The sequence below is a fragment of the Lentibacter algarum genome, assembly GCF_040580765.1.
GTDB classification, from domain to species: domain Bacteria; phylum Pseudomonadota; class Alphaproteobacteria; order Rhodobacterales; family Rhodobacteraceae; genus Lentibacter; species Lentibacter algarum.
This window is the reverse complement of the sequence record NZ_CP158687.1, coordinates 2,394,542-2,416,797: the sequence shown is the minus strand read 5'-3', so window position 1 is coordinate 2,416,797 and position 22,256 is coordinate 2,394,542. Positions and strand designations below refer to the sequence as shown.

Sequence of the window (22,256 nt, the reverse complement as noted above, 5' to 3'; positions counted from 1 at the left end):
ATTTTGTCCTATATATCTACGATTGATCAGGCTATATTCCTGATACTTAATAAATGGCGGGTCAAAATGGCTATAAGTAGTGGCAATCAAGGTCAGATCGATCTGGATGGCTTTGATCGTAAGATTCTGTCTGAACTTGCGAGCGACGGGCGCATGCCTGTGACCGAACTGGCGCAGCGTATCGGGCTGTCAAAGTCGCCCACACAAGCGCGGCTTAAGCGGCTGGAGCAAAGTGGCGTGATCACGGGGTATAAGGCGCTGTTTGACCCGATCCGCTTGGGTCTGGATCATGTCTCCTTTGTTGAGGTGCGCCTGTCGGACACCCGTGAAAAGGCCTTGGCGGCTTTCAATGCGGCGGTCGCCAAGATCCCACAGATTGAGCAGGTGCATTTGATGGCTGCGAATTTTGACTATTTGTTGAAGGTGCGCACCCACAATATGAACGATTATCGCATTGTTATGGCTGAACAAATATCGACGTTGCCCTATGTTTCCTCAACATCGACCTATGTGGCGATGCAAGCGGTGAAGGAAACCACTCTCGCGGATGTTATTTGACCTGACAGCGTGGGTGGGCATGATGAGGTCATGAAAGCTTTTGTTATCACCGTCCTGCTGGCCAGCCCTGCGCTTGCGAGTGAATGCCCCGAAGCACCGGATCATTCGGTGCGCTTGGCCGAGTTGGTTGAGGAGGTGCGTGATGCCAAAAACGAAATGTATGCCGCGCCACTCAATACACAGATGTGGGAGCTTTGGACCGACGCGCCTGATGAGACGGCTCAAGAAATTCTCAATCGCGGGATGCGCAAGCGCGGCTCTTTTGATCTGCTTGGTGCGCGGGCTGACTTTGATACGCTGGTAGACTATTGCCCCGAGTACGCCGAGGGCTACAACCAGCGCGCTTTTATCAATTTTATGCGCAATGATTACGAGCCAGCGATCGCTGATCTGACGCGTGCGCTTGAGCTGTCCCCGACCCATACAGGAGCGCTCACAGGGCGCGCTCTGAGCTACTATGCGCTGGGGCGTCTGAAAGAGGCGCGAGCGGACCTTGAGGTCGCGCTTGGGCTCAATCCTTGGCTACCAGAGCGACACATGCTTTCTGATCCAGCCATGAAAGGGCAGCAGGAGCCCAAAGGCGACGATCTTTAAACATGCATCATTACATTGACGAGGTTGTCTGATGGATCGTGTAGCATAAAGCGGCGCACCCCCCAGCTCTCCGCTTCGGGACCATAAAGAATGTCACACCCATGCGCGCGCGCCTTGGCCAGCACTTCGTCAAGGTTCTCTACTTCAATCGAAATTTCGGGCACAGGCATGTCCTCGCCGCCATTGACCGCAAGGCTTAGCTGCACTGGTGCATCGCCGCCGGTTCCAAGGGTCACGATCCAGCCGAGATCCATCTCAAGTTTAAGCCCGAAAACGGCCTCATAAAAACTACGCATTTCGCTCACTGAACGGCTGTTGAGATTGGCGGTAATGCGTTTCACGGTCATATTTAGGCCCTCTAGGCAAAGAAGCGGATTGTTTTTACGCGCCGCTCGGTTTAGGCAAGCCCCGCTGGCCTGCGTGGTGGAATGGTAGACACAGGAGACTTAAAATCTCTAGGCCGTATAGTTAAAGCTCCTTATTTATATAGGCAATTATAGAGCCTTAATTGTCTAGTCAACATTTGGTAGGCATAATATTTGTGCTCGGTTCGGTAAAAATACTCGTTGGCAAGTAAAGGCTGGCGACAGCCTGAAGCTCACCAAGCATCAGACACACCTACTCATAGATCAATACAGCGGCCCTCAGGGCTGCTTGGGGGGTTACATTGAAGATGTTAGGGGCGGCATTTAGGTAAACCTGTCTTATTCAGCAAACGGCTTAGATTAACCCTCTCTCTGAGAATTAAGGTTAGCTCTCTGTTGGTACGTTCTGACGTTTTAATCATATCGCAGTGGCAATTTATGCAGACCTCATGCTCCTTATCATCAACCGTCACACGGGTCGTTACGATTGGCTCATGTTTATATTCGGGGTGTGGATTGTGAGTGCGGCAACAAAACACACAAGCAGCGTTGGGATTGTTGTAGATAAAGACTGGCTTCTTCATGTTGCTATCTCTGTTGGTTGCATGAGGATACCTACAAACGCCACTAACTGAAATCTCTAGGAATTTCTGCGCTACTGAGTTGCAGACCACTAACTTGGCGATCTCTTCCGTGGTTGCCTGACCACCGTTTTCCAGTAAAGCCTTTATCATCACGGGTTGGTAGATATGCGGCATCCTCAGCTGCTTTGAGATGTAATCTCCAAGATTATGCTTGTCGTAGGTATGCTTCATAAGCAGACTATCTGTAAGGCTTGGAGGTAAATCCAGTATGTATCGTGCAATTAATTTAGAGCAGTTGGATAAGTACCTATCATCAGATGATAGTCCAGAAAACTGTATGATGTTATCTGATCTGGATGGGTTCATTCATGGCATCCTTTGTTGCCCTTCAATCATTCAGCCTGAAGAGTGGATGCCAATAGCTTTGGGCGCTGACCCAAACACTTTACCACTGCCGATGGTTCAACTTGTTGCTGATTTATTCGGTAATGTTGCCCAAGGTGCTTCATTTGATCCGCCGGTAGTCGAACCAATCTTCTGGCAAGCTAAAGAAGGTCATGTAATAGCGATGGATTGGTGTGAAGGCTTCATGCAGGCCGTTTCACTTCGACCTAAGGAATGGCTGACGCTTACTGAAAGTAGTTCTGATGGGCATCTCATGACACCAATCATGCTTCACCTAATGGACGACAACGGCAATTCACTAATGGGCGTTGCGCAAGAGGATTTGGATGAAGTTTTAGGTAAAGCTGCCGAGGAAATCCCAGTAGCCGTTGCAGGGATCGTGGATTACTGGAGGCATGTTCGGCAAGGTAGTGGTTCAACCAACTGATTGATGAACTTCAATTACGTTACCCTCTGGGTCATGGAAGAACACTTGATGCCACTCTTTGGCAAAGGCTGTCCCATAGTCTGAATAAGGAATTGATTTGCTTTCGAGAAGTGCCATGAACGCCGCAATATCATCAGTACGGAAAGCGATATGACCCCGTTCAATGGGATTGATGACCTCACCGTTCTTGAAGGCGACATTCAGATCCTTAGTTGCCAAGTGCATCTGCATGTTACCATCTGTGGCAAACCTAATCTTTCCATCATAGCCACTAGAACTGGTTGCATCGGGTCTAGGGAACGACTGGATAGGGATATCATCAAGACCCAGCACTTGCGTGTAGAAATCATGTAAACGGTCTACGTCTTCAGATACGAAGTTGATATGGTGGAACTCAAGTTTCATATTGCCTCTTATGAACAGTAAATCTCTATTTGTTCTAGTAATGGGAGAGGCATACAGGCAGCCTCTTAGTAATCACGCCTACTAGTTTATTCACCATGCTAATACTCTGATAGTTCTAGCCACTTGGTGAACTTAGCTTTCCTATCAAGATACTGACTGGATGGATCAATACGGATAGGCGTATGGTATTTAACCACTACAGGTTCTTCATATCCTTTAATATTCCCAGTTACCTTTCCATGATGGGTATTCCTCTCATTCTTGATGTCGTGATTGACGGTGTAATTGGTGACCTGATGAGTAGCTTGATCTAGTATGCGACGTAGTTCAGGTTCCCTGTCGTACTGAATGATGAAGCTGTCATGTATGCAGAGAACTGGAATGTCCTTCTGGGTGAAGTGATCAATCACCAAGTTAGCGATCTGGCTGTCTATGTTCATCAACCGAAGGGCTTGCCCAGTATTGAGTATGCCATCGAACTGTGGATGCTTTTCGATGAAGGCATCTAGTAATGTGCTAAGCTGTATGTTGGTAAGGCTATTTGTGACTTTATCATTTCGGTCATCATTGCGGAAGGCTTGAAAGGCTTTCTTGTCGCTGTCAGCATTAATGCCCATCAGGACTAGGAGCTTTACGTATGCCCTCTGCTGTTCTTTTGTCGTGATGACATCAGGTAGTAGTAATTCCCCAAGATCATAAGGATCATCTGCCAGCCTGACACCTAGTTCGTTTGACAACAGGTTTGGATGGAAGGCTTTGAAGTCTACTTCCAGTGTTGGTTGGTCGTTGATGTAGATTTTGCAGCGATCTTCCTTATCTATCTGTTGCCACCAACCACAATAGAATCGACCCCCACGTTTCCAATGACCTGCTAGCCCTTCATTGAACACACGGACCACGAACTTGTTGTCGGGACCTAATGATATGGTTTGTTGACGACCTGCATTACGTCCTTTGGTTATCGTGCGCTTGAATGTTGATGACGTATAGCTTGGGATGTCGATGAAGGTGTGCTTGAGAAGCTTGTTATAGACTGTCAGTTGTTCCCGCAGCTTATCCAGCAAAGCAAGCTCATCTTCGGGTAGGTCGTTGTCGCTGTACTCAATCTTTTTGATAGTATCATCATCTGGATCATCCACATACTTGTCGTGGAGAATGATGCACTCTTCATTGGCGTGTGTGTCGATGTCATGAAGGTCGAGGGTTAGCGTATCGAATAGCTCCCTCAAAGCTTGTGTGTGCCTGATACGTGTCGTGTAGCTACGACTATTGCTCTCTCTATCCTTAAAATGTTTTAGCTCCTCAATAAATCCAGCCACAACAAGCAATGCCTCAACGTCAATAATCTTGCGAGGAATGAAAAGGGCATTGTATCGACTTCCGACCTTATAATCCTTGTTTGACTTGCTGAACCCAATGCTGAGGGACGGGTCTTTCAACCACTTCACATAGAGGTCGAGGATCAATACTCTTAGGCTCTCCCGGACGGTTCTCTTTGGCTTACGATTACCTTTAGGCTCCAACGCCGCCAACCCAGCTTCATCGTACAACAGATCACACAAGGCTTTGACCTCTGGATGATCTGACCATGTGTGGACATCCAGTGGTTCTGAGTTCCAGCGGTCAATCTTGGGTAGTTCACTTGACATTACAAACCTCACGTTACTGCCAGTCCAGCAGGTGTCATAAGATAAATCAATGTTTTATGTGTTGCTCAACGCTAAATAGTTTAGTAAAATAATAAACTATAATGAAGCTGGGTTATTGGCTTAGAGCACAAATTGATCTGGGTCGAAATACACACAGCTTACTCCAATCACTCGAAACAGTTCGACTAGCTGGGCGTTGCTACAACACCCTCTGCCGCACATTTTTTCTTTTCAAAAGGCTAATTTCCACTGGTGGGTAGGACAGCCCACATTCCCCTGCGGCCCATCACGGGTGATCCTGTAGCTTGCTTTTCTGCTAGAGACCTGTAGGTTAATGGGTATTATTTTGTCCCAGTTGCCGTGATGGCAACAACAAACTCAGCCCTGCGTATATCCAACGTGGGGCTTTTTTATTGTGCATATTATCCAATCGAACCTCTTGTCTGATCCAACCGCAGATTATTGGCGTAACACGGCTATGCTAAATTTTATCAAATCATTAAAACAAAACCTGTCTACATTTCTGTTGGCAGTGTTTTTCTGCATAGCAGCACCAATAGTTCGAGCTACTGAGGTCACTTATTACAAGTTCCCTGCAATCGAAGGAGGGACGATCAGTACAGAGCAATGGGCTGGGAAGCCTTATTTGGTGGTAAACACCGCATCTCGTTGCGCCTTCACAAAGCAGTATGCTGACCTCCAAAGACTTTATGACAAGTATCGCAATGAGGGTTTTGGTCTTATCGCTGTGCCGTCAGATGACTTCCGACAAGAATTAGACAGTGATGCTGAGATCAAGAATTTTTGCGAACTCAACTATGATATAGATATGCCAATGACATCGAGCCTCTCTGTTAAAGGTCCCGATGCCCACCCCTTCTTCAAAGCAATGTCTGAGCAAGCTGGGTACGCCCCAGAATGGAACTTTTATAAAATCCTCATTGGCGTAAATGGACAAGTCGTTGGTTCTTGGAGTTCAACGACAAAGCCGATGGCTGGTAAAATTACCAAAGCTATAGAAGCGCAGTTAACAAAATCTCACTAGGTCCAACAGGCTGGTGAAATACTGTTCTAGCCTTGCAGATAGATGGCTCACCTTTTGTAAAACATATACCTGCATCCAGCATTGGATAATTAGGCCCTATCCATGAGCAGACAGTAGAAATGCCTGAAACGGATTGTGGATCATATTCCCTCGCACCCCCACCAATGTGATCCTGTCACTTGATTTTTGATTTAAACCGATCATTGTGTTGTAACTGAACATGTCCCTGTTGCTGTGGTGGCAACAACAAACTCAGCCCTGCGTATAATCTACGTAGGGCTCTTCTTTGTTATCCTAATTCCTTTTTAGGCCCTATCAAACCGATATCGCAGCGCAGCAAGCAGCTTAGTGTGAAAGCCACAAAGCTAGTTGGATTAACCTTCATAGATAGCCGTGATGGATAGCGGCTCAGCTTAAACCCATCAGTAACATGGGGTGTAGCGTATTGGTGCTGTTACTGTGTTACTGCTTTTGGGGTAACATTAGACTTATTTCTCTTGCTGATGTGACTAGAATCACTGTAGTCTAGTATCAGATGTTACCGTAAGGGGCTACTATGTCTGTGATCGGATACAAACGTGTTTCTAGCGAAGGCCAAAACCTAGATCGTCAGGAGCTTGGGGAAGTCGATAAGGTCTTTGAAGAGAAGCTGTCAGGTAAGTCAGCTAAGGATAGGCCAGCACTACAAGCCATGATCGACTACGCTCGTGAAGGTGATGCTGTTGTCGTCTATTCGATTGATCGACTGGCGAGAGACCTGAGAGATTTGCAGGACATCATCAGTACGCTGAACGACAAGGGTGTCTCTATCAGCTTTCTGTCTGAGCGACTGACGTTCTCTGCTGAGGCAGATGATGCTTTCGCTAAGCTACAGTTGCAGATGATGGGGGCTTTTGCCGAGTTTGAACGGAACATCATTAAGAAGCGACAAGCTGAGGGCATAGCCAAGGCGAAGGCTAAAGGTGTCTACAAGGGAACCAAGAAACGTATTGATCGTGAGAAGGTTCATCAGTTGAAGGCTGATGGTAAGAGCACATACAAGATTGCTGAGCAGATGGGCATTAGCCGTATGTCAGTTCACAGGATACTGAATACTGAAACTGCTTGATGTTGCCCCACGTGGGTACAGCAAGGTGTGGCCCCTCAAAAGCTGTACAGGTCTTGTTGAGAAACAGAGAAGAGTAAACTGCAATTATGAGTGCTTTGTAGAGGTCCGCCTCTAAAGATGCGTGCAATCACAGCCTTACTAACCCCTTATCTTTGTAAACACGTTCTTAACTGAAACATCGTTTTGTAAACCCTTAAGTTCAATGTCCAACCGGTCATTATTTTTAAGTGCTGAAAGTTCATCATGTGTCAGGCTATAGGGGTTATCCTCTAGCTTCTTACGCAAAGTCATGTCGTTCCAGACGGATATGATTATATGGCGTTCTTGCTCTGTCATACTCGGATTAACGACAGCGTAAGGCATAGTGTTAGCGGGTAGTTTGGATTATCAACTTCTGTTTACCATAAGTAACCTGAGGTATCGGAAAAGGCTCTCGTAAGATTGCTCAATAAACGTGGGTGACTACACCAGCAGGACATTAAACTACATGGCAAGCTACCACAGCGCAGCAAATGAAGGTGCGTTGGTGGAGGCGCTGGGAGCCTCTCTAGGGGCCATGAGCTTGCAGGCCGGCAGTGTGCATTTACACCTGACTTGAGCCTGTATGGTTCCTCAACGAAAGCATGGGACCCCTATTTTATGCGCAGGAGAAACCGCCTTGGTTGGCTTGCCGATATGAATCCAAGACAAAAATTCTTTTTTACAATACGCTCGCTCCGCTCAAATCTCAGCAAACCTAAAGGTAGCACCTTAGTCGATGAACAGGTTCGTGATATTGTCCTTGCCACCATCTGCACGCATGTCTTCGGTTAAAACGAATGGACCACGTCTTTTGTGAGGTCTCGCTAAGCTGACCAACTTATCAGTCACCTCCCGCCAGACTTGGCTCAGCTGATCACGGCTTTCTTTTAGCTCAGCCTTGAGTTCCACGACCTCCTGCTTCAACTTCTCATTGTCCTGCTCGGATGCCTCTAGCCTCTGCTTAACGAAGCTTAGCTGTAGCTGTGCCTTTAATGCGTCCAGTTCATGTTGTGGTGTGGGAGCTAAGTGTGGTATACCACGAGCGTTCTCACGGAGAGCTTTTGGGCTACGTTTATCACGCTCCCTTATCCAGTTAGCTAGATCAATAGGCCTAATCACCCAGTGGTTCTGATTGTTCCTATGGGCGGGTAACTCCAAGCTCTTGATGCTGTTCATAACAGTCTTGCGACTAACGCCTGCTTTGGTTGCCGCTTTGGCAGGTGAGAACATCATGAGAGTAGCATTCCTGTAAGCTAGTGAGATAACCTACAGGTAGCACTGGGAGCTCTCACCATCAAGAATGTGATGTTTCACGTCGAAACAGCCTTACTCGATTCACCCCCGCTTATACCCGACACTCAGATTGTAATCCGTAGCGCAAGTATCCCCTGAACAGCACTCAAAGATGTTGGACTTACAAACCGTACATTGCTCATGTCCGTGTACGACTACAGTGTTCAGTGGGGACTGACACCTAGGACATCGCTGCTTGTGGTTATTGGCTGGGTTAAGAAAGTTATCCATTTGCCTCAAACACATAAGGTGTTTTGGGGCTGACCAACATACCTATCTCTTTTTCCAAAGACTTACGCTTTCAATATAGAGGCGTGCTGGGTTTGCACCTCATAAAACACCAGCGCCATCTTGGGTGATTACTTATCTGATTTCTTCGCAGCTTGCTTTGCTTCGTGCTCAGCCTTCTTTTCCAAATACTGCTCCTCACTAAGATTGTGCCAACCCACACATTTGCCAGTCGGGCTACGTCCGCATCCACATTCAGCCATTTTACTCTCCAGAATTTGCCTTGGGATATAGTTTCCATATATCTTTACAACTTGGCAATCAATTTCGTGGCAGCCCGTCTGTCGTCAGCGCTATTGGCTTGCTTGCAGTATACGTCACTTTAGCAACATAGGGCTTACCACATGAACACGAAGCTAGCTGCGGTATGTAACAAACGCATGGACCTCACGTGCAGTGCTTGTGGTCATAAGTTCAGTTATAAGATTGCTGATCTAATCTTAACAACGAGTAATGACACAACCACGCATGAGGTGCGTCAGAGGGCCGTGTGTAGGGCCTGTGGCATTAGGGGTGATAACACATATCACGTAGTGTAGTTGGGGTTGTGGAGCCTCTTATTTATGAGGTTAATCCCGATCTCAAAAATCAAACATAATGAGTTTGGATACTAAGTGTGGTTTTGCCAGACTTCACACGTCCCAGTTAGTTTTCGAGTATCTCTTCAACAAGCTCACCATGAACGGTTTTGTAGTACTGGGGAAGGCTTGAGATCAGCGATTGTTGTAGCATACCGTCTATGCCGCCCCCATTGTAGTCTTTGGCTACGCCCGCCTCATCGTTGCCCCCGTTGACGTATGAGATGAGTTGGTTTTGATACACTGAATACATGCTTCTAAGATTAGATAGCTTGGCCAGTTTCCCTGCTAGGTAATTCTTTCGGGTCACATCATTGGCTGAATGGTTTAGTGCCAAGGATATTTGGTGGGGGTAGAAGCCTGCCAGTTGTGAGTGTTCCGCAAACGTCCGCCGAAGATCATGTACAATGAATGAGCCTATATCGCCTCGCTCTCGTGCTTTCTTAAGGCGAGTTTTGAGCATGTTGTCTGTCATCAGGAACACACGCTCACTATCTTGTAGGTTGGGGTAACGTCGGTGATTTATCACGTCCGAAATCAGGCCAACATTTGGGATGGTGTGGTCGGAATGGTTTTTGGTGTTCTTAAAGGTGATTTCTCTATCTGTTACGTTCGCCCACTTGAGTGAGAGAGCCTCTGATTTTCTACACCCCGTTAGCAGTACGAACACCAAGAAGGCGTGCAGGTCGGGGCGTGTTGGATCAGATGCCCAAACAAGTCTCGAATAATCGCCAAGTAGTTGTTTTATGTCACCTGACCGCAGGAAGGTATTCTTTGGTTCGGAGCTTAGACTAAGCGCCCACATACGAGAGGCTTTTGTAACAGGATTTGTTGCTACACCTGTAGAGTTGATAACAGCTTTTAGAGTGCGAAATGCACTGTTGATGTAGTTGACGCTTTTACCTCTTTTGAGGAGGCGGGTGTATTTGTCTTCAACCATTGAGGCTGAGATAGCGTGCACAGGCATAGTGAGCCAGTCATCAAATAAGCGAGTGACCTGTTGTCTGTACTTGGCTGCTGTCGAGGCTTTGAGCTTTTTTGCTGTTCGTATGGTGATGTAGCGGTCGAGTGACTTAGCAAGACTGTTCTGAGGTGCTGCTTCAATGACTGCTGTTTTGACTACATCCTCACCCTTAGCCAGTCGTAGCAACAGTTCTTGTGCTTCTTGTTTCGCCTCTTTGAGGCTCAAGAGGGAGACATCACCTATTTGTTTGCGAACTGTCCGACCGCCTCTGACACGCTTCTCTGCAAAATATGAGGCTTTTCCTTTAGCGGTTACCTTGATACCAAAGCCACTAAGTGAATCATCTCTAATGAACTGCACTTTGCCAGTTGGCTTGATGTTCTGAAGGGTCACTTGAGTGATTGAGTTATTGATTGGCATGAAAGTCTCTAGGTTTGATTGGTAGACATTTGGTAGACAGTTTGTGGTATAAACCTATGGAAGTATGTTGAGATAAGTCAATAAAATAACAGTGCCTGCGTGGTGGAATGGTAGACACAGGAGACTTAAAATCTCTAGGCCGTATAGGCCGTGCCGGTTCGAGTCCGGCCGCGGGTACCAGCATTATATTGTTAAGCGTATGAATTAAAATGACAATATTAGTTCATGGGCATTCGCGTTACACTTAACGTTACACTTTTGTCTTCTTCATCATAGCTACACGCTTTATAGCTATACGCTTTTAAAATTGTCATTTACCAATCTGTATCGATCTATTGTGTCAAATAGTTTCCCGGAAGGGCAGGGGGGAGTTCAATTCCATATTCCAATTAACTAAGAACCGGCGTGTGTAACTCTTGTTGTCTGCGTTTACGAAAACTTTATACGAATACAATTTTTGGTACGGACCTTTTGCTCACGCGCGCTCACGCGCGAGGCGGCACGATTTAGGAGTTGTTCATTCCGCTATTTGTCCTCTTCTTTTATTTTAGAGCAGCTATTAGTAACTTTAAAACAGTCAAATGGGCGAGTCCTTCTGGCCAGGCTGCCCTGTGGGAATGTGTAAGGCTTGCATATTGTAATCATTCATAATCTCCAAAAGCGCTCATGCCATAAAGATTAGGCAATTTTTAAGGACAAAATTCGCATGCATTGGGTCCTTCTGGGGAGTTCTGGATGAGGGTACGCGGAGGTACTTTTCATTTTTAGCGCCAGAAGTGCTGTAAGGGGCTTTAGCTGGACGTATTGTGGTTTGCCCATCAATCACAAATGCTTCTTGCCATTGCTTGCAGCGCTCACGCCAATACATAAGCACCTCGCAGTCTAGTATCAGATGTGTGCTGTCGCGTAGCTGCCGCATGTCCTGTGCCTCACCACAAAACTATGGCAGGGCGCACCAACAAGTCTACGGGAGTGTGTGTTTAGTCTTGCCTAATCTTCAGGCCTGGATGCGCAATGAAGGCGGTATAAATTATGTGTTTGCAAGCAGTGACTTACATGGAAATATTTTAGGTGCGCGTATAAGTGTGTTTGTGTTGATATTTGGGGGGGGTAGTGCGGAACCGCTGTGTTGAACACTTTGATTTAGCGCGCCGGTAGTCGGAGTATTTATCAAGAGCTTTGCACGCTCAAAAAGCGTTTGTGGCCATTGGAGTCGGTTCTCGCGGAATTAAAAAGAGGGTGGCATTAAGCCACTACTTTAATTCTGTCAGTGCCTTCTTTTAAAGTGCGGCGATGCATTTTTTGAATATGTAGAGTGTAAATACCTACTCTATCTCAAATTGGGAGAGTTCGAGAAAACGACCTGCGTTCCAGCGGCGTCACATGTTGTTTTACAATCGGTTGGCAGTTCTGCATTGGTAATGAAAGTTGAAATATTACTGATTGGTGCTACGAAAGCGGGTGCTTTTCGATCAAATTTAGAGCTATCGGCGACTAAAATCACATGCTCGGTATGTTGGATGATCGTCTTGCTAACGGTGACCTCTTGCATGTCGAAGTCCATGAGGTCCCCGTTGGCACGTAGGGCTGAACACCCAATAATGGAATAGTCAAATTGGAACTGATCAATAGTGTTTTGTGCCAGATTGCCAACAAGTCCGCCGTCTGATGGGCGTAGCTGACCGCCTGTCACGATTACATCCACTTTACTGTTCGCTGATAGGATTGTTGCGATGTTGATGTTGTTTGTTACGACTAGCAAGCCTTCATGGCTGAGCAGTTCCGTCGCTACGGCTTCGGTTGTGGTGCCAATGCTTAGAAAAATTGCGCAATCGTTTGGGATCCGTACAGCGCAGGCACGGGCTATATCAACTTTTGAGGATTGATTGAGCATGCGGCGTTCATGGTAGGCAATATTGACAGTCGTTGATGGTAGTATGGCTCCTCCGTGCACTCGCTCAAGTTCACCTGTTTCGGCCAAATCAGTTAAATCACGCCTGATAGTCTGTGGGGTAACGCCAAAGTATGCAACAAGGCCGTCAACAGTAACTTTACCTTCGCGACGGGCAATCGCTATGATCTCTGGTTTTCGAATTGTTAACGCCAATTGTTCATCCTTTTTGCTCTAATGTTCGTTTTAATGCGGTTTGAGGCTAAGTCACGATTCTTTCGTTAAATTACGCTATTTTTTACGCTGCAACTGCAGCGTTCTGGTGGGTTGGGCGGCAAAGATAATGGTATTATAGTTTAATATCAAACCCTTGGTGAATTCGAGTAAATTCGAACATTTTTTACTTCCTTTTGTGTTCGAATTTTGTCACTAATTGATTGCGGCCACTTTTTGGTGTTTAAGGGAGGGTACTATGAACTCAGATTTTGATCTGCTTATCATTGGTGGCGGCATAAATGGATGTGGTATCGCCAGGGATGCCGCGGGTCGTGGTTTAAGTGTGTGTTTGTCAGAAATGAACGATCTGGCCTCGGCGACTTCGGCCTCCTCAACTAAATTATTCCATGGCGGTCTTCGTTATCTTGAGTGTCCGTCGTCATATAAAGTTGGACATCAGATCGGCTTGAGCACAGGAGGCTCTGGTTCGTTCGTGTGATTGATTATGCTGCTTGTTTTTGATGTTGCAAGCGGCGTTGGCGGATTGTTTGGCTTTTGATCTTCTCCCTTTCCCTCAAAATGGCTTTGTCGCGCCCGAAGTAGACGTCAGCGGGTGTGACGTTGTTCAGGCTCTCGTGGTAGCGCTGGTTGTTGTAATACTCGACAAAAGCCCCGATCTGACGCTCGAGATCGCCGGGCAGGTAATAGTTTTCCAGCAGAACACGGTTCTTCATGGTCTGGTGCCAGCGCTCGATCTTACCTTGCGTTTGCGGGTGGAGCGGTGCTCCGCGAACGTGATCCATTCTTTGCCCTTCCAGCCACTCAGCCAGATCGCCAGAGATGTAGCAGGAGCCGTTATCGCTGAGCAGGCGCGGCTTGTGCCGAACAGTGGCTTGATCACAACCGGATGCAGCCAATGCCAGCTCGATCGTGTCTGTTACGTCCTCAGCACGCATATTTGTGCAGAGTTTCCATGCAATGATGTAGCGGCTGTAATCGTCCAGGATTGTGCTCAGATAATACCAGCCCCAGCCGATGATCTTAAAGTAGGTAAAATCAGTCTGCCACATCTCGTTGATAGCTGTGGTTTTGTCTGTGAACTCGTCAGCAGCCTTGATCACCACATAATCAGGCGCAGTGATCAGGTCAGCTGCTTTTAGAATGCGGTAAGCTGATGATTCAGAGACAAAATACCGCTTCTCATCCGTGTATTTGACGGCAAGCTCGCGTGTCGACAACGCCTCGTGCTCCAATGCAAACTCGATCAAATCATCGCGCCTGACGTCTGGGATACGGTTCCAGACAGACTTGGGACGCGGCGAATGATCCGCCAACGCGTCCAGACCACCATCGAGATAAAGATCGTACCATCGATAAAATGTGCTGCGCGGAATGCACAGCATATCAAGCGTCTGTTTGACTGGCAGGTGTGAGCCTTCGACGGTGCGGATGATCTCAAGCTTCTCGGATGCTGGATACCTCATTCCTCGTATCCCCCATTTCCTGTCATGCTTTTTTTGAGCAGCCGGTTTTCAAGAGTCAGATCCGCCACGCACTCTTTCAATGCCAGCGACTCTGAACGCAGCTCCTTCACTTCTGGCGACGTCGCCTGACGCGCAGTGTCCCCAGACAGACGTCGCTTGCCTGCCTCAAGGAATTCCTTAGACCAGCTATAATACAGGCTCTCAGCGATCCCCTCACGACGGCACAACACAGAAATACTTTCCTCGCCACGCAGACCTGCCAAAACAATGCGGATCTTCTCCTCCGCTGAATAGGTTTGCCGTGTCTTGCGGCGGATGTTCTTAACCACCTTGTCGGCGGCATCTTTCGATGTGGTAGGCTTCTTTGTCATCTCGATCTCCTAATCGATAAGATGAACCAGAAATCCTCCGTTGTTCAAATGCTCAGATCTGTCCAGCAGGGGCTGACGTCAGACATGAAGCGATGAAACACATTCTCACAAAAGGGCTACGCTTTGTGGCTGTGGGTGCGGTTGCGGGTGGGCTTATCGCCTCTGCTGCTGTGGCCGAAATTTACAAAGTTACGTCCATTGCGCCGGGTATGTCGCCCTTCGTGGTGAACACGGCGATCTCCAAGGTGGTGAACACCAAGGTTGATGGCGTCGAGTTTCAGGTCCGCGCAACGGGCGCCGCGACCAAGCATATGGTTGATGCAGCGATGGGCAAAGTTGACTTTCTTTTTGGCTCGCCCACCATCAACTGGCTGATGGCGAACAACTTTGGCCCCTATAAAGAAATGGCTGCTGCGCCCGAGCTTGAAAAAGGCGTGGGTATGATTTTTTCCTATCAGATTGGCCCGTATCACTACGTGACGCGCGCGGATTCAGGCATCATGACGCTGGATGATATGCGCGGGAAGAAAGTGTTCGCAGGCCCTCCAGGAGGCGCTGCCAAGGGCGTTGTTTTGCGCAATGTCGCGGATGCGACAGGGCTGAAGGCGGAAGATATGGATGTGGTCGAGTTCGGCTTTGATGCGGCCATTCAGGCCTTTCAAGATGACAAGATCGATGTGATTGTCCTGCCAACTAACTCGCCCAGCCCTGCGATCCAGCAGTTTGCGCTGACCAAGAAAATCCGCCTTCTGGATGTGCCTGTCGAAAAGCTCAAGATCAACGCAGCGACGGGCGGCACGGTCAATGAGATCGCTGCGGGTGTCTATGGTGACAATCAAGTCAACGAGGGGGCAGTGCGCACCCATGGCGCTATCGTCAACTTCAGCGCGGGCATGCATGTGGATGAAGAAGTCGTCTATCAGGTGACCAAAGCGATTTGGGAAAATCTTGCAGACATTCACGAAGCGGCGGCTTGGATGCCCAGCACGATCACAAAAGAAGAAGGCCTTGGCCTGATCGCCAGCCGCCTGCACCCCGGTGCTGAACGGTACTACCGCGAAGCTGGCTGGGTGATCCCCGAGCCCGTGACATTCGGGAACTGAACGCCTCTCACCGAAGATAGAGGCCCGTGGCGAAAGCTGCGGGCCTTTTGCGTTGCAGATTTGTCAGATTGACAGAGGCCCGCGCGGCTGTGCTACTGGCGGCGATGGTTCTGACTGTTCTCAGTCAGATGAAAATGGGAACACGGTGCGGCCTTCATTGGCTTATTCCGCGACTGCCCCCGCAACTGTAAGCGGCGAGTGCCCTCCGAAAGCTCCACTGAGCCACACTGGCTCGGGAAGGACGGAGACGCGCATTGACCCGCAAGTCAGGAGACCTGCCATCTGATGTCAACCACCGGGCGGGGTGCCTCGGAACGGGTGATTGCTGCAGGTTTCGACGCGATCTCTTTGTTCTGTCACCCTTCGCCAAAGAAATGCGCGGAGGGCGCTATGAACTTACACAGAACGCTGCACATGTTGCAGACACAAACAGATTGTCAGGCCCGTGTTGCTGAGCTTGGACGCATGGGATTTATGCAATGGCTTGGTGGCCTTCAGGGGCGGGCAAGTTTTGCGCGACAGGCAGAGATTGCCCTGCTAGCGGCATACAGGTTCCGCTCATCGGATCCTGCTGTTGAGGTGTTTTGCAGTCTCATTGAAGAGGCGCTCGTGATGCCGCCAAAGCCGCTCGATCTGGCCTTGCCAGAAAAGCGCAGGCGCGGTGGTGCGCGATCAAGGCGGCAGCTGATTTAAGCTGCGCGGCGCTTTATAGCGACATATTCAAACTCGGTCTTGCGCCCTTGTGTTATGCGGCGCTGGACCAGCTCGCACAGACCTGTGGCTTGCAGCTTGCGGGCAAATTCAGCGACCGAATAATTCGCGAGATATGTGCCGCGCCAGTACACCGCTTTCGCACCTGCGGGGGCAAACTCGATAAAGTCTTTGAAGGCTTCGAGCGGCGCGCGCGCGCGGGTGATGTCTGTGTCTGTCTCAAAGTCGGTTTCAAGCATCATAGTGCAGTCTCTCCTTTGAGTGTGGAACGCTTACAGGGTTAAACAAGCGCAGAGGAGGCAATTTGGTTTTTGCGCCTGCTGCGCTCGCGCAGGCTCCAGACATCCGCTTGAGTTCGGCAAGGATGGTTGTCACATCGCGTAGTTTTTCTTCAAGTTGTTCAGCGCGGATATGAGCTTTTTCAAGCCGGTCGTTCGCAACAGCGACAGCAAAGGTTTCACTCTTCGCACGGATGATTTCATCAGCAATAGATTGTTCTAGGTTGGCGAGCCAAGTCTGCTTTTCTTGCGTCATCTAAACTCCGCCGCACTGAGATAAGCCAAAATAGGCAACCTCTCTTGCCGCACCTTGAGAAAAGTCCCCTATTGCCGAGGCAACAGGGGGAGTTAAAGGTGGGCATGTCACATCGTTAGATGCAAACAGTAGTACAGCAGTGATAGGAATAAATGTGATATAACACAATATTTAATTAACGAGGGGCGGGATTTTTCGAATCACCCGCAAATTTGTGCGTTTTGAAACAGTTTCACTGCTGATTTTTTCAGCAGACGTGAGCCGTTTTCCAGACTGCCAGAGTGAGCAGAAATCTGTGTCGTCGGGACAGCTCTCTTGGTGAGCGCAAAGCCTCATTGCTTCGGCCTGAAGACAAACTTTCTAATTTCGGTGCGAGTAATTGAGTATTTTTGTCGTTCATCCTTGCGTTTTGGAAATTCAGGTGCATTTTTGAACAAACCCAAAAACACGCTCAACAGGAGTTCCCGTGTCTCTTTTCTTCATCGTCCTCCTGCCTTTTCTTGGGGCCTTGCTCCCCGGTTTGATGAATTCAGCGGGCCGTGCGGCTGTTGCGGGGGTGACATTTACGGTCTCACTCGCCGCTTTTGTCGGCTTGCTTACAAATCTTCCGACTGTCCTCGCTGGCGAGGTCGTGACGGCGCGGATCGACTGGATGCCGCTTCTGGGCCTGAACTTCACATTGATGCTCGACAGCTTGGGCTTTTTCTTTGCCATGCTCATTTTTGGCATTGGGCTTTTGGTCATCGCTTATGCGCGCCATTACCTCAGTCGCGACGACAATATGGGCGAATTTTTCACCTATCTGCTCTTGTTCCAAGGCGCGATGGTGGGGATTGTTCTTTCCGATAACATCCTGCTTTTGCTTGTTTTCTGGGAGCTTACATCACTCTCCTCGTTCCTTCTGATCGGCTATTGGAAGCACTTGCCCGCAGGCCGCCAAGGTGCGCGAATGGCCCTGACAGTCACGGGCATGGGCGGTCTTGCGATGATCGCGGGCATGCTCATTCTAGGCCAGATCGTCGGTAGCTATGATCTCAGTGTGATCTTGCAAAACCGCGATCTTATACAGGCGGACCCGCTTTATCTGACTGCGCTTTTGTTGATCCTGTTGGGCTGCTTTACCAAGTCTGCACAGTTCCCCTTCCACTTCTGGCTCCCGCACGCGATGGCTGCGCCAACGCCCGTCTCGGCCTACCTGCATTCTGCCACGATGGTGAAGGCAGGGATCTTCCTCATGGCGCGAATGTGGCCCGTGCTCTCGGGTACGCCCGAGTGGTTTATGATCGTCACAACGGCTGGCTTGATCACAATGGTGCTTGGTGCGGTGATTGCCCTCTTCAAACATGATCTGAAAGCGCTTTTGGCCTTCTCGACGGTGTCTCATCTTGGTTTGATCACCATGCTTCTCGGCACAGGTACGGCCTTTGGCGCGATGGCCGCTGTGTTCCATATCCTCAACCACGCGACATTCAAGGCCGCGCTCTTTATGTCCGCAGGGATTGTTGATCACGAGGCTCACACCCGTGACATCCGCCGCCTTGGCGGTTTGCGCAAGCTGATGCCTGTCACCTTCACAATCGCAACTCTTGCGGCGCTGTCGATGGCGGGGATACCGCTTCTCAACGGTTTCTTGTCTAAAGAAATGATGTTGGAGGAGGCTTACGGAACCGCGCTGTTTGGCGTGCCGTGGCTTGTCCCTGCATTGGCGACCGTCGGTTCGCTTTTTTCCGCCGCGTATTGCTTCCGTCTTATTGGTCACGTTTTCCTCGGCCCCGTGCGCGACGACTACCCCTCGACACCGCATGATCCGCCCGCTGGCCTCTGGCTGCCGCCCGCGCTGCTGATGATCCCTGTTGTTCTGATAGGGGTCGCGCCGTTTTTGGCGGAGCCTTTTGTAAAGCTTGTTACAGCCTCAGTGCTCGGCGAGGCTGCCGACGTTCCAAAAGCCTACTTCAAAATCTGGCATGGCCTTGTGCCCGCGCTTTATATGTCGATTGCCGCTGTTGTGGGCGGTTTGCTTCTGCTCGCGGTGTTTAATCCAGCGCTGCGCTTCTGGGAGGCTGCGCCGCGCCCCGAAGCCAAGACGATATTTGAGGCCGTCGTCGAAGCTGTGGCAAGCCTTGCGCAAAAGATCATCCTGCCTTTGCACAATGGCGCGTTCTCGCGCTACGCAGCCATTGGCACGGTTGCGATTATCGCGGCAGGCTCACACGCATTTGTCACAGGCACGGTCAGTGCTCCGACACGTGAAATGCAGTCTGTCGGACCTGTGCCAATCGCGGGTTGGCTGATGCTGATTGCGGCGACGGGTGGCATGGTCTTCATGCATCGCAACCGCCTCCTGTCGCTCATTCTGATCGGCATCGTGGGGCTCATGGTTTCGATCGGCTTTGTCTTCTTCAGCGCGCCTGATCTGGCAATGACGCAGTTCACTGTCGAGGTTGTGACAATTATTTTGATGTTGCTCGCGCTTAATTTCCTGCCCAACAAAACACCTGTCGAGAGCTCGCTCTTACGCCGTTTGCGTGACGCAGTGGTGGCGATAGCGGGTGGCCTCGCGACCTTTGGACTGGCTTATCATTACCTGCTGCGAGACGCTGTTGCGACACCGATCAGCGAGTTTCACCTCGCCAATTCTTACAAAGGCGGTGGCGGCACCAATGTCGTCAACGTGATCCTTGTCGATTTTCGTGGCTTTGACACCTATGGTGAAATCATCGTGCTCGGCATTGCCGCATTGCTGATCTACGCCCTCACAGAGACACTGCTTGACGGCCCAGTGCGCGCCCGTCTGCTGAACCGCAAGCCAGATCAGCCCCGTGCCGGTGACATGCACCCGATGATGATGGTAGTGCTGACGCGGGTGATCATGCCGCTTGTGTTGCTTGTCGGGTTTTACATCTTTCTGCGTGGTCACAATGAGCCGGGCGGTGGCTTCATCGCGGGTCTGATCGTCTCGATCGCTGTTGTGATGCAGTATATGGCCAGCGGCTTTTCATGGGCCTCTGCGCGTCTGCGTTATCCGTATCACGGCGTCATTGGCGCAGGGGTGTTGATTGCGGGGCTGACAGGAATTGGCTCTTGGTTCGTGGGCAAGCCTTTCCTCACATCGGATTTCACATATGTGCGCATCCCGCCGTTTGAGAAATTTGAACTGGCAACTGCTGCGCTGTTTGATCTTGGGGTTTTCCTTGCTGTTGTTGGTGCTGTGATGCTCTCGCTTGAGAGCTTCTCTCGCCTTGCACGTCGCGCCCACGTGCCCGACACGGAGCACCCAATGGATATCGACCCCTCACGGGATGATCCGCCCGCCGAAAAAGCCGGCTATGCCAAGGAGGGCGTGTAACATGGAATTTCTGGTTGCCTCAGCGATTGGTATTCTCACGGCAGGTGGGATTTATCTTGTGCTGCGTCTGCGCACGTTTCCTGTGATCCTTGGGATTTCACTGCTCACTTACGCTGTGAACGTCTTTCTCTTTACGTCTGGGCGCCTCACCATCGCTGGTGCGCCGATTTTGCGCGATGGCGTCACGCATTATGCAGACCCGCTCCCGCAGGCTCTGGTTCTGACGGCTATTGTGATTTCCTTCGGGATGACCGCCGTTGTCGTTATGATCGGGCTAGGCGCGTTCCTTGGCTCAAATGACGATCATGTAGATGACCAACCTGAGACAGAGACAGCCGATGCGGAGGGCCGATCATGAGCCACTGGATCATCGCTCCCATCGTTCTACCCGCTCTGCTTGCGCCCTTTATCGTGCTGGCGGCGCGCTATCATATCGGCATTCAGCGCGCCCTTTCGCTCGCGGGTGTGGTGGCGCTTGTTGTGATCGCAACTGCGCTTGCGTTGCAGGCGTCTGATGGCACAATCACGCTCTATCGTCTGAGTGACTGGGCTGCACCCTTTGGCATTGTGCTCGTCGCTGATGCGCTCTCGACCCTTATGGTCTTGCTGACGAGCGTTCTCGCGCTGTTTGTGTTGCTCTATGCTATCGGTTCAGGCTGGGACAATCGCGGCCGACATTTTCATGCCTTGTTCCAGTTTCAGCTCATGGGCATCATCGGCGCTTTCTTGACGGGCGATTTGTTCAACCTCTTTGTTTTCTTTGAGGTGTTGCTCATAGCCTCCTACGGCCTGATGATCCACGCAGGCGGAAACGCACGGATGCGGGCAGGGGTTCAATATGTGTTGTTCAATCTGATCGGTTCAACGCTCTTTCTTTTTGCGCTTGGCGCGATTTATGCCGAGACAGGCACCCTCAATATGGCCGATCTGGCCCAGCGTGTTGCGCTCATCGGCCCCGAGGAAACCGTTGGCATCCGTGTCGCCGCCGTGCTCTTGCTGCTTGTGTTTGCAATCAAGGCTGCGCTTGTGCCGCTGCACTTCTGGTTGCCTTCGAGCTATGCCGAAGCCCCTGCACCCGTGGCTGCTCTCTTCGCGATTATGACAAAGGTGGGTGCCTATGCGATCATCCGTGTCTATACGCTGATTTTCCCGCCAGAGCTTGCCGCAACGCAGGGCTTGCATGATCTCTGGCTCTTGCCTGCTGCGCTGGTTTCCGTTGCAATCGGTATGATGGGCGTGCTCGCTGCGAAAAAGCTCGACAGGCTGGTGGCCTTTGCGGTGATCGGTTCGATGGGTATGGTCATGGTGACGCTCTCGCTGTTCACGCCCGAAGGCATCGCCGCCGCGCTCTATTACATTATTCATTCCACGCTCGCGGGCGCCGCGCTCTTTCTGATTGCTGATCTCGTGCGCACTGGCCGTGGCGGCCTTGATTTGAACGCCCAACCGCCCATGGCTGGCGCCGCTCTGACGGCGGGGTTTTTCTTTGTCGGAGCGATTGCGATGGCGGGTCTGCCGCCGCTCTCAGGCTTCCTGGGCAAGCTTCTCGTGTTGAACGCAAGCTTCTCTGTACCTCAGGCGGCGTGGATCTGGGGCGTGGTGCTTGTGTCCAGTCTCGTCAGCATCCTCGGCTTTGCGCGGGCGGGCAGTATCCTGTTCTGGAAAGCCGAGAGTCTGACGCTTGAGGAAGCTGATCCTTCGCGCTCTGTGCCGCGGCCTTTGTCTTACGTCGCTGTCGGTGGGCTGATCGTGCTTTTGGCTGCGCATACGGTCTTTGCGGGGCAGATGCATGGTTATACAAGCAAAATTGCAGGGCAGCTCTTTGACCCTGCGCCCTATATGTTGAAGGTGCTCGATACGCCCGGCAAGTTGAGCCAACCAAAGGAGGGCCACTGA

The 22,256-nt window shown here is 50.2% G+C and carries 20 protein-coding genes, 1 tRNA gene, 1 pseudogene and 1 riboswitch; of the genes and pseudogenes, 12 read left to right on the top strand and 10 right to left on the bottom strand.

Annotated elements, in window-relative coordinates; genetic code table 11:
- The first annotated feature begins 66 nt into the window (after positions 1-66).
- A complete protein-coding gene (locus DSM117340_RS11975; RefSeq protein ID WP_089891838.1) occupies positions 67-558 on the top strand; it encodes an Lrp/AsnC family transcriptional regulator in 492 nt (163 codons plus the stop codon).
- Between the two features lie 30 nt (positions 559-588).
- Positions 589-1,152, top strand: a complete 564-nt coding sequence (locus DSM117340_RS11970; RefSeq protein WP_089891835.1) for a tetratricopeptide repeat protein — start codon at positions 589-591, stop codon at positions 1,150-1,152.
- Here the strand turns inward: DSM117340_RS11970 and DSM117340_RS11965 are convergent.
- On the bottom strand, positions 1,149-1,499 hold the full coding sequence (locus DSM117340_RS11965; RefSeq protein ID WP_273486427.1) for a VOC family protein: 351 nt from the start codon (positions 1,497-1,499) through the stop codon (positions 1,149-1,151). The genes DSM117340_RS11970 and DSM117340_RS11965 overlap by 4 nt on opposite strands.
- Before the next feature lie 329 nt (positions 1,500-1,828).
- Positions 1,829-2,275: a hypothetical protein gene (locus tag DSM117340_RS11960; protein WP_354689670.1), complete on the bottom strand. Its 447-nt coding sequence runs from the start codon at positions 2,273-2,275 to the stop codon at positions 1,829-1,831.
- A gap of 94 nt (positions 2,276-2,369) precedes the next feature.
- Here DSM117340_RS11960 and DSM117340_RS11955 point away from each other — a divergent pair, with 94 nt between their 5' ends.
- A complete protein-coding gene (locus tag DSM117340_RS11955; protein ID WP_273486426.1) occupies positions 2,370-2,933 on the top strand; it encodes a YecA family protein in 564 nt (187 codons plus the stop codon).
- On the opposite strand, the gene DSM117340_RS11950 is transcribed toward DSM117340_RS11955, so the two are convergent.
- Both DSM117340_RS11950 and DSM117340_RS11945 read right to left on the bottom strand, forming a co-directional pair.
- Complete coding sequence (locus DSM117340_RS11950) at positions 2,922-3,338, bottom strand: VOC family protein (protein WP_354689669.1); 417 nt, start codon at positions 3,336-3,338, stop codon at positions 2,922-2,924. The two genes, DSM117340_RS11955 and DSM117340_RS11950, sit on opposite strands and share 12 nt — an antisense overlap.
- A gap of 98 nt (positions 3,339-3,436) precedes the next feature.
- Positions 3,437-4,987, bottom strand: coding sequence for a hypothetical protein (locus DSM117340_RS11945; protein ID WP_354689668.1), 1,551 nt, complete (start codon positions 4,985-4,987; stop codon positions 3,437-3,439).
- 478 nt (positions 4,988-5,465) lie between these two features.
- On the opposite strand from DSM117340_RS11945, the gene DSM117340_RS11940 reads away from it, so the two are divergent.
- Both DSM117340_RS11940 and DSM117340_RS11935 read left to right on the top strand, forming a co-directional pair.
- Positions 5,466-6,032 carry a glutathione peroxidase gene (locus DSM117340_RS11940; RefSeq protein ID WP_354689667.1) on the top strand — a complete coding sequence of 189 codons (567 nt, stop codon included), beginning with the start codon at positions 5,466-5,468 and terminating at the stop codon, positions 6,030-6,032.
- Between the two features lie 556 nt (positions 6,033-6,588).
- Entirely contained in the window at positions 6,589-7,140 is a 552-nt protein-coding gene (locus DSM117340_RS11935) for a recombinase family protein (protein WP_354689666.1), read from the top strand.
- A gap of 750 nt (positions 7,141-7,890) precedes the next feature.
- On the opposite strand, the gene DSM117340_RS11930 is transcribed toward DSM117340_RS11935, so the two are convergent.
- Together DSM117340_RS11930 and DSM117340_RS11925 are read right to left on the bottom strand one after the other, a co-directional pair.
- Positions 7,891-8,394 carry a helix-turn-helix domain-containing protein gene (locus tag DSM117340_RS11930; RefSeq protein WP_354689665.1) on the bottom strand — a complete coding sequence of 168 codons (504 nt, stop codon included), beginning with the start codon at positions 8,392-8,394 and terminating at the stop codon, positions 7,891-7,893.
- A 993-nt stretch (positions 8,395-9,387) separates the two neighbouring features.
- Positions 9,388-10,704, bottom strand: coding sequence for an integrase family protein (locus DSM117340_RS11925; protein WP_354689664.1), 1,317 nt, complete (start codon positions 10,702-10,704; stop codon positions 9,388-9,390).
- A 93-nt stretch (positions 10,705-10,797) separates the two neighbouring features.
- Here DSM117340_RS11925 and DSM117340_RS11920 point away from each other — a divergent pair.
- Positions 10,798-10,884 (top strand) — tRNA-Leu (locus DSM117340_RS11920).
- A gap of 1,150 nt (positions 10,885-12,034) precedes the next feature.
- Here DSM117340_RS11920 and DSM117340_RS11915 read toward each other — a convergent pair.
- Positions 12,035-12,811 carry a DeoR/GlpR family DNA-binding transcription regulator gene (locus tag DSM117340_RS11915; protein WP_354689663.1) on the bottom strand — a complete coding sequence of 259 codons (777 nt, stop codon included), beginning with the start codon at positions 12,809-12,811 and terminating at the stop codon, positions 12,035-12,037.
- 256 nt (positions 12,812-13,067) lie between these two features.
- Here DSM117340_RS11915 and DSM117340_RS11910 point away from each other — a divergent pair.
- Positions 13,068-13,241 (top strand): annotated as a pseudogene (locus DSM117340_RS11910) (FAD-dependent oxidoreductase); the annotation flags it as partial.
- Positions 13,242-13,314: 73 nt separating this feature from the next.
- Here DSM117340_RS11910 and DSM117340_RS11905 read toward each other — a convergent pair.
- Positions 13,315-14,666, bottom strand: a protein-coding gene (locus tag DSM117340_RS11905; protein WP_089894336.1) for an IS3 family transposase whose coding sequence is annotated in 2 segments (ribosomal slippage) — positions 13,315-14,330 and positions 14,330-14,666 — 1,353 coding nt in all. Because the reading frame shifts where the segments join, the coding sequence is not laid out codon by codon here.
- Positions 14,667-14,758: 92 nt separating this feature from the next.
- Between DSM117340_RS11905 and DSM117340_RS11900 the strand changes: the two genes are divergently transcribed.
- Together DSM117340_RS11900 and DSM117340_RS11895 are read left to right on the top strand one after the other, a co-directional pair.
- On the top strand, positions 14,759-15,769 hold the full coding sequence (locus tag DSM117340_RS11900) for a TAXI family TRAP transporter solute-binding subunit (protein ID WP_089891820.1): 1,011 nt from the start codon (positions 14,759-14,761) through the stop codon (positions 15,767-15,769).
- Between the two features lie 88 nt (positions 15,770-15,857).
- Positions 15,858-16,067: riboswitch (cobalamin riboswitch) on the top strand.
- A 92-nt stretch (positions 16,068-16,159) separates the two neighbouring features.
- A complete protein-coding gene (locus DSM117340_RS11895; RefSeq protein WP_143037435.1) occupies positions 16,160-16,462 on the top strand; it encodes a hypothetical protein in 303 nt (100 codons plus the stop codon).
- Here the strand turns inward: DSM117340_RS11895 and DSM117340_RS11890 are convergent.
- Positions 16,459-16,722, bottom strand: a complete 264-nt coding sequence (locus tag DSM117340_RS11890) for a hypothetical protein (RefSeq protein ID WP_089891815.1) — start codon at positions 16,720-16,722, stop codon at positions 16,459-16,461. The genes DSM117340_RS11895 and DSM117340_RS11890 overlap by 4 nt on opposite strands.
- Complete coding sequence (locus tag DSM117340_RS11885) at positions 16,712-17,014, bottom strand: hypothetical protein (RefSeq protein WP_273486415.1); 303 nt, start codon at positions 17,012-17,014, stop codon at positions 16,712-16,714. The genes DSM117340_RS11890 and DSM117340_RS11885 overlap by 11 nt, the downstream gene beginning before the upstream one ends.
- A 466-nt stretch (positions 17,015-17,480) precedes the next feature.
- Between DSM117340_RS11885 and DSM117340_RS11880 the strand changes: the two genes are divergently transcribed.
- The 3 genes from DSM117340_RS11880 to DSM117340_RS11870 are packed head-to-tail and all read left to right on the top strand — an operon-like array spanning position 17,481 to position 22,256.
- Positions 17,481-20,360: a monovalent cation/H+ antiporter subunit A gene (locus tag DSM117340_RS11880; protein ID WP_349379395.1), complete on the top strand. Its 2,880-nt coding sequence runs from the start codon at positions 17,481-17,483 to the stop codon at positions 20,358-20,360.
- Position 20,361: 1 nt separating this feature from the next.
- Positions 20,362-20,718 carry a Na+/H+ antiporter subunit C gene (locus DSM117340_RS11875; protein ID WP_089891808.1) on the top strand — a complete coding sequence of 119 codons (357 nt, stop codon included), beginning with the start codon at positions 20,362-20,364 and terminating at the stop codon, positions 20,716-20,718.
- A complete protein-coding gene (locus tag DSM117340_RS11870) occupies positions 20,715-22,256 on the top strand; it encodes a monovalent cation/H+ antiporter subunit D (protein WP_349379396.1) in 1,542 nt (513 codons plus the stop codon). The genes DSM117340_RS11875 and DSM117340_RS11870 overlap by 4 nt, the downstream gene beginning before the upstream one ends.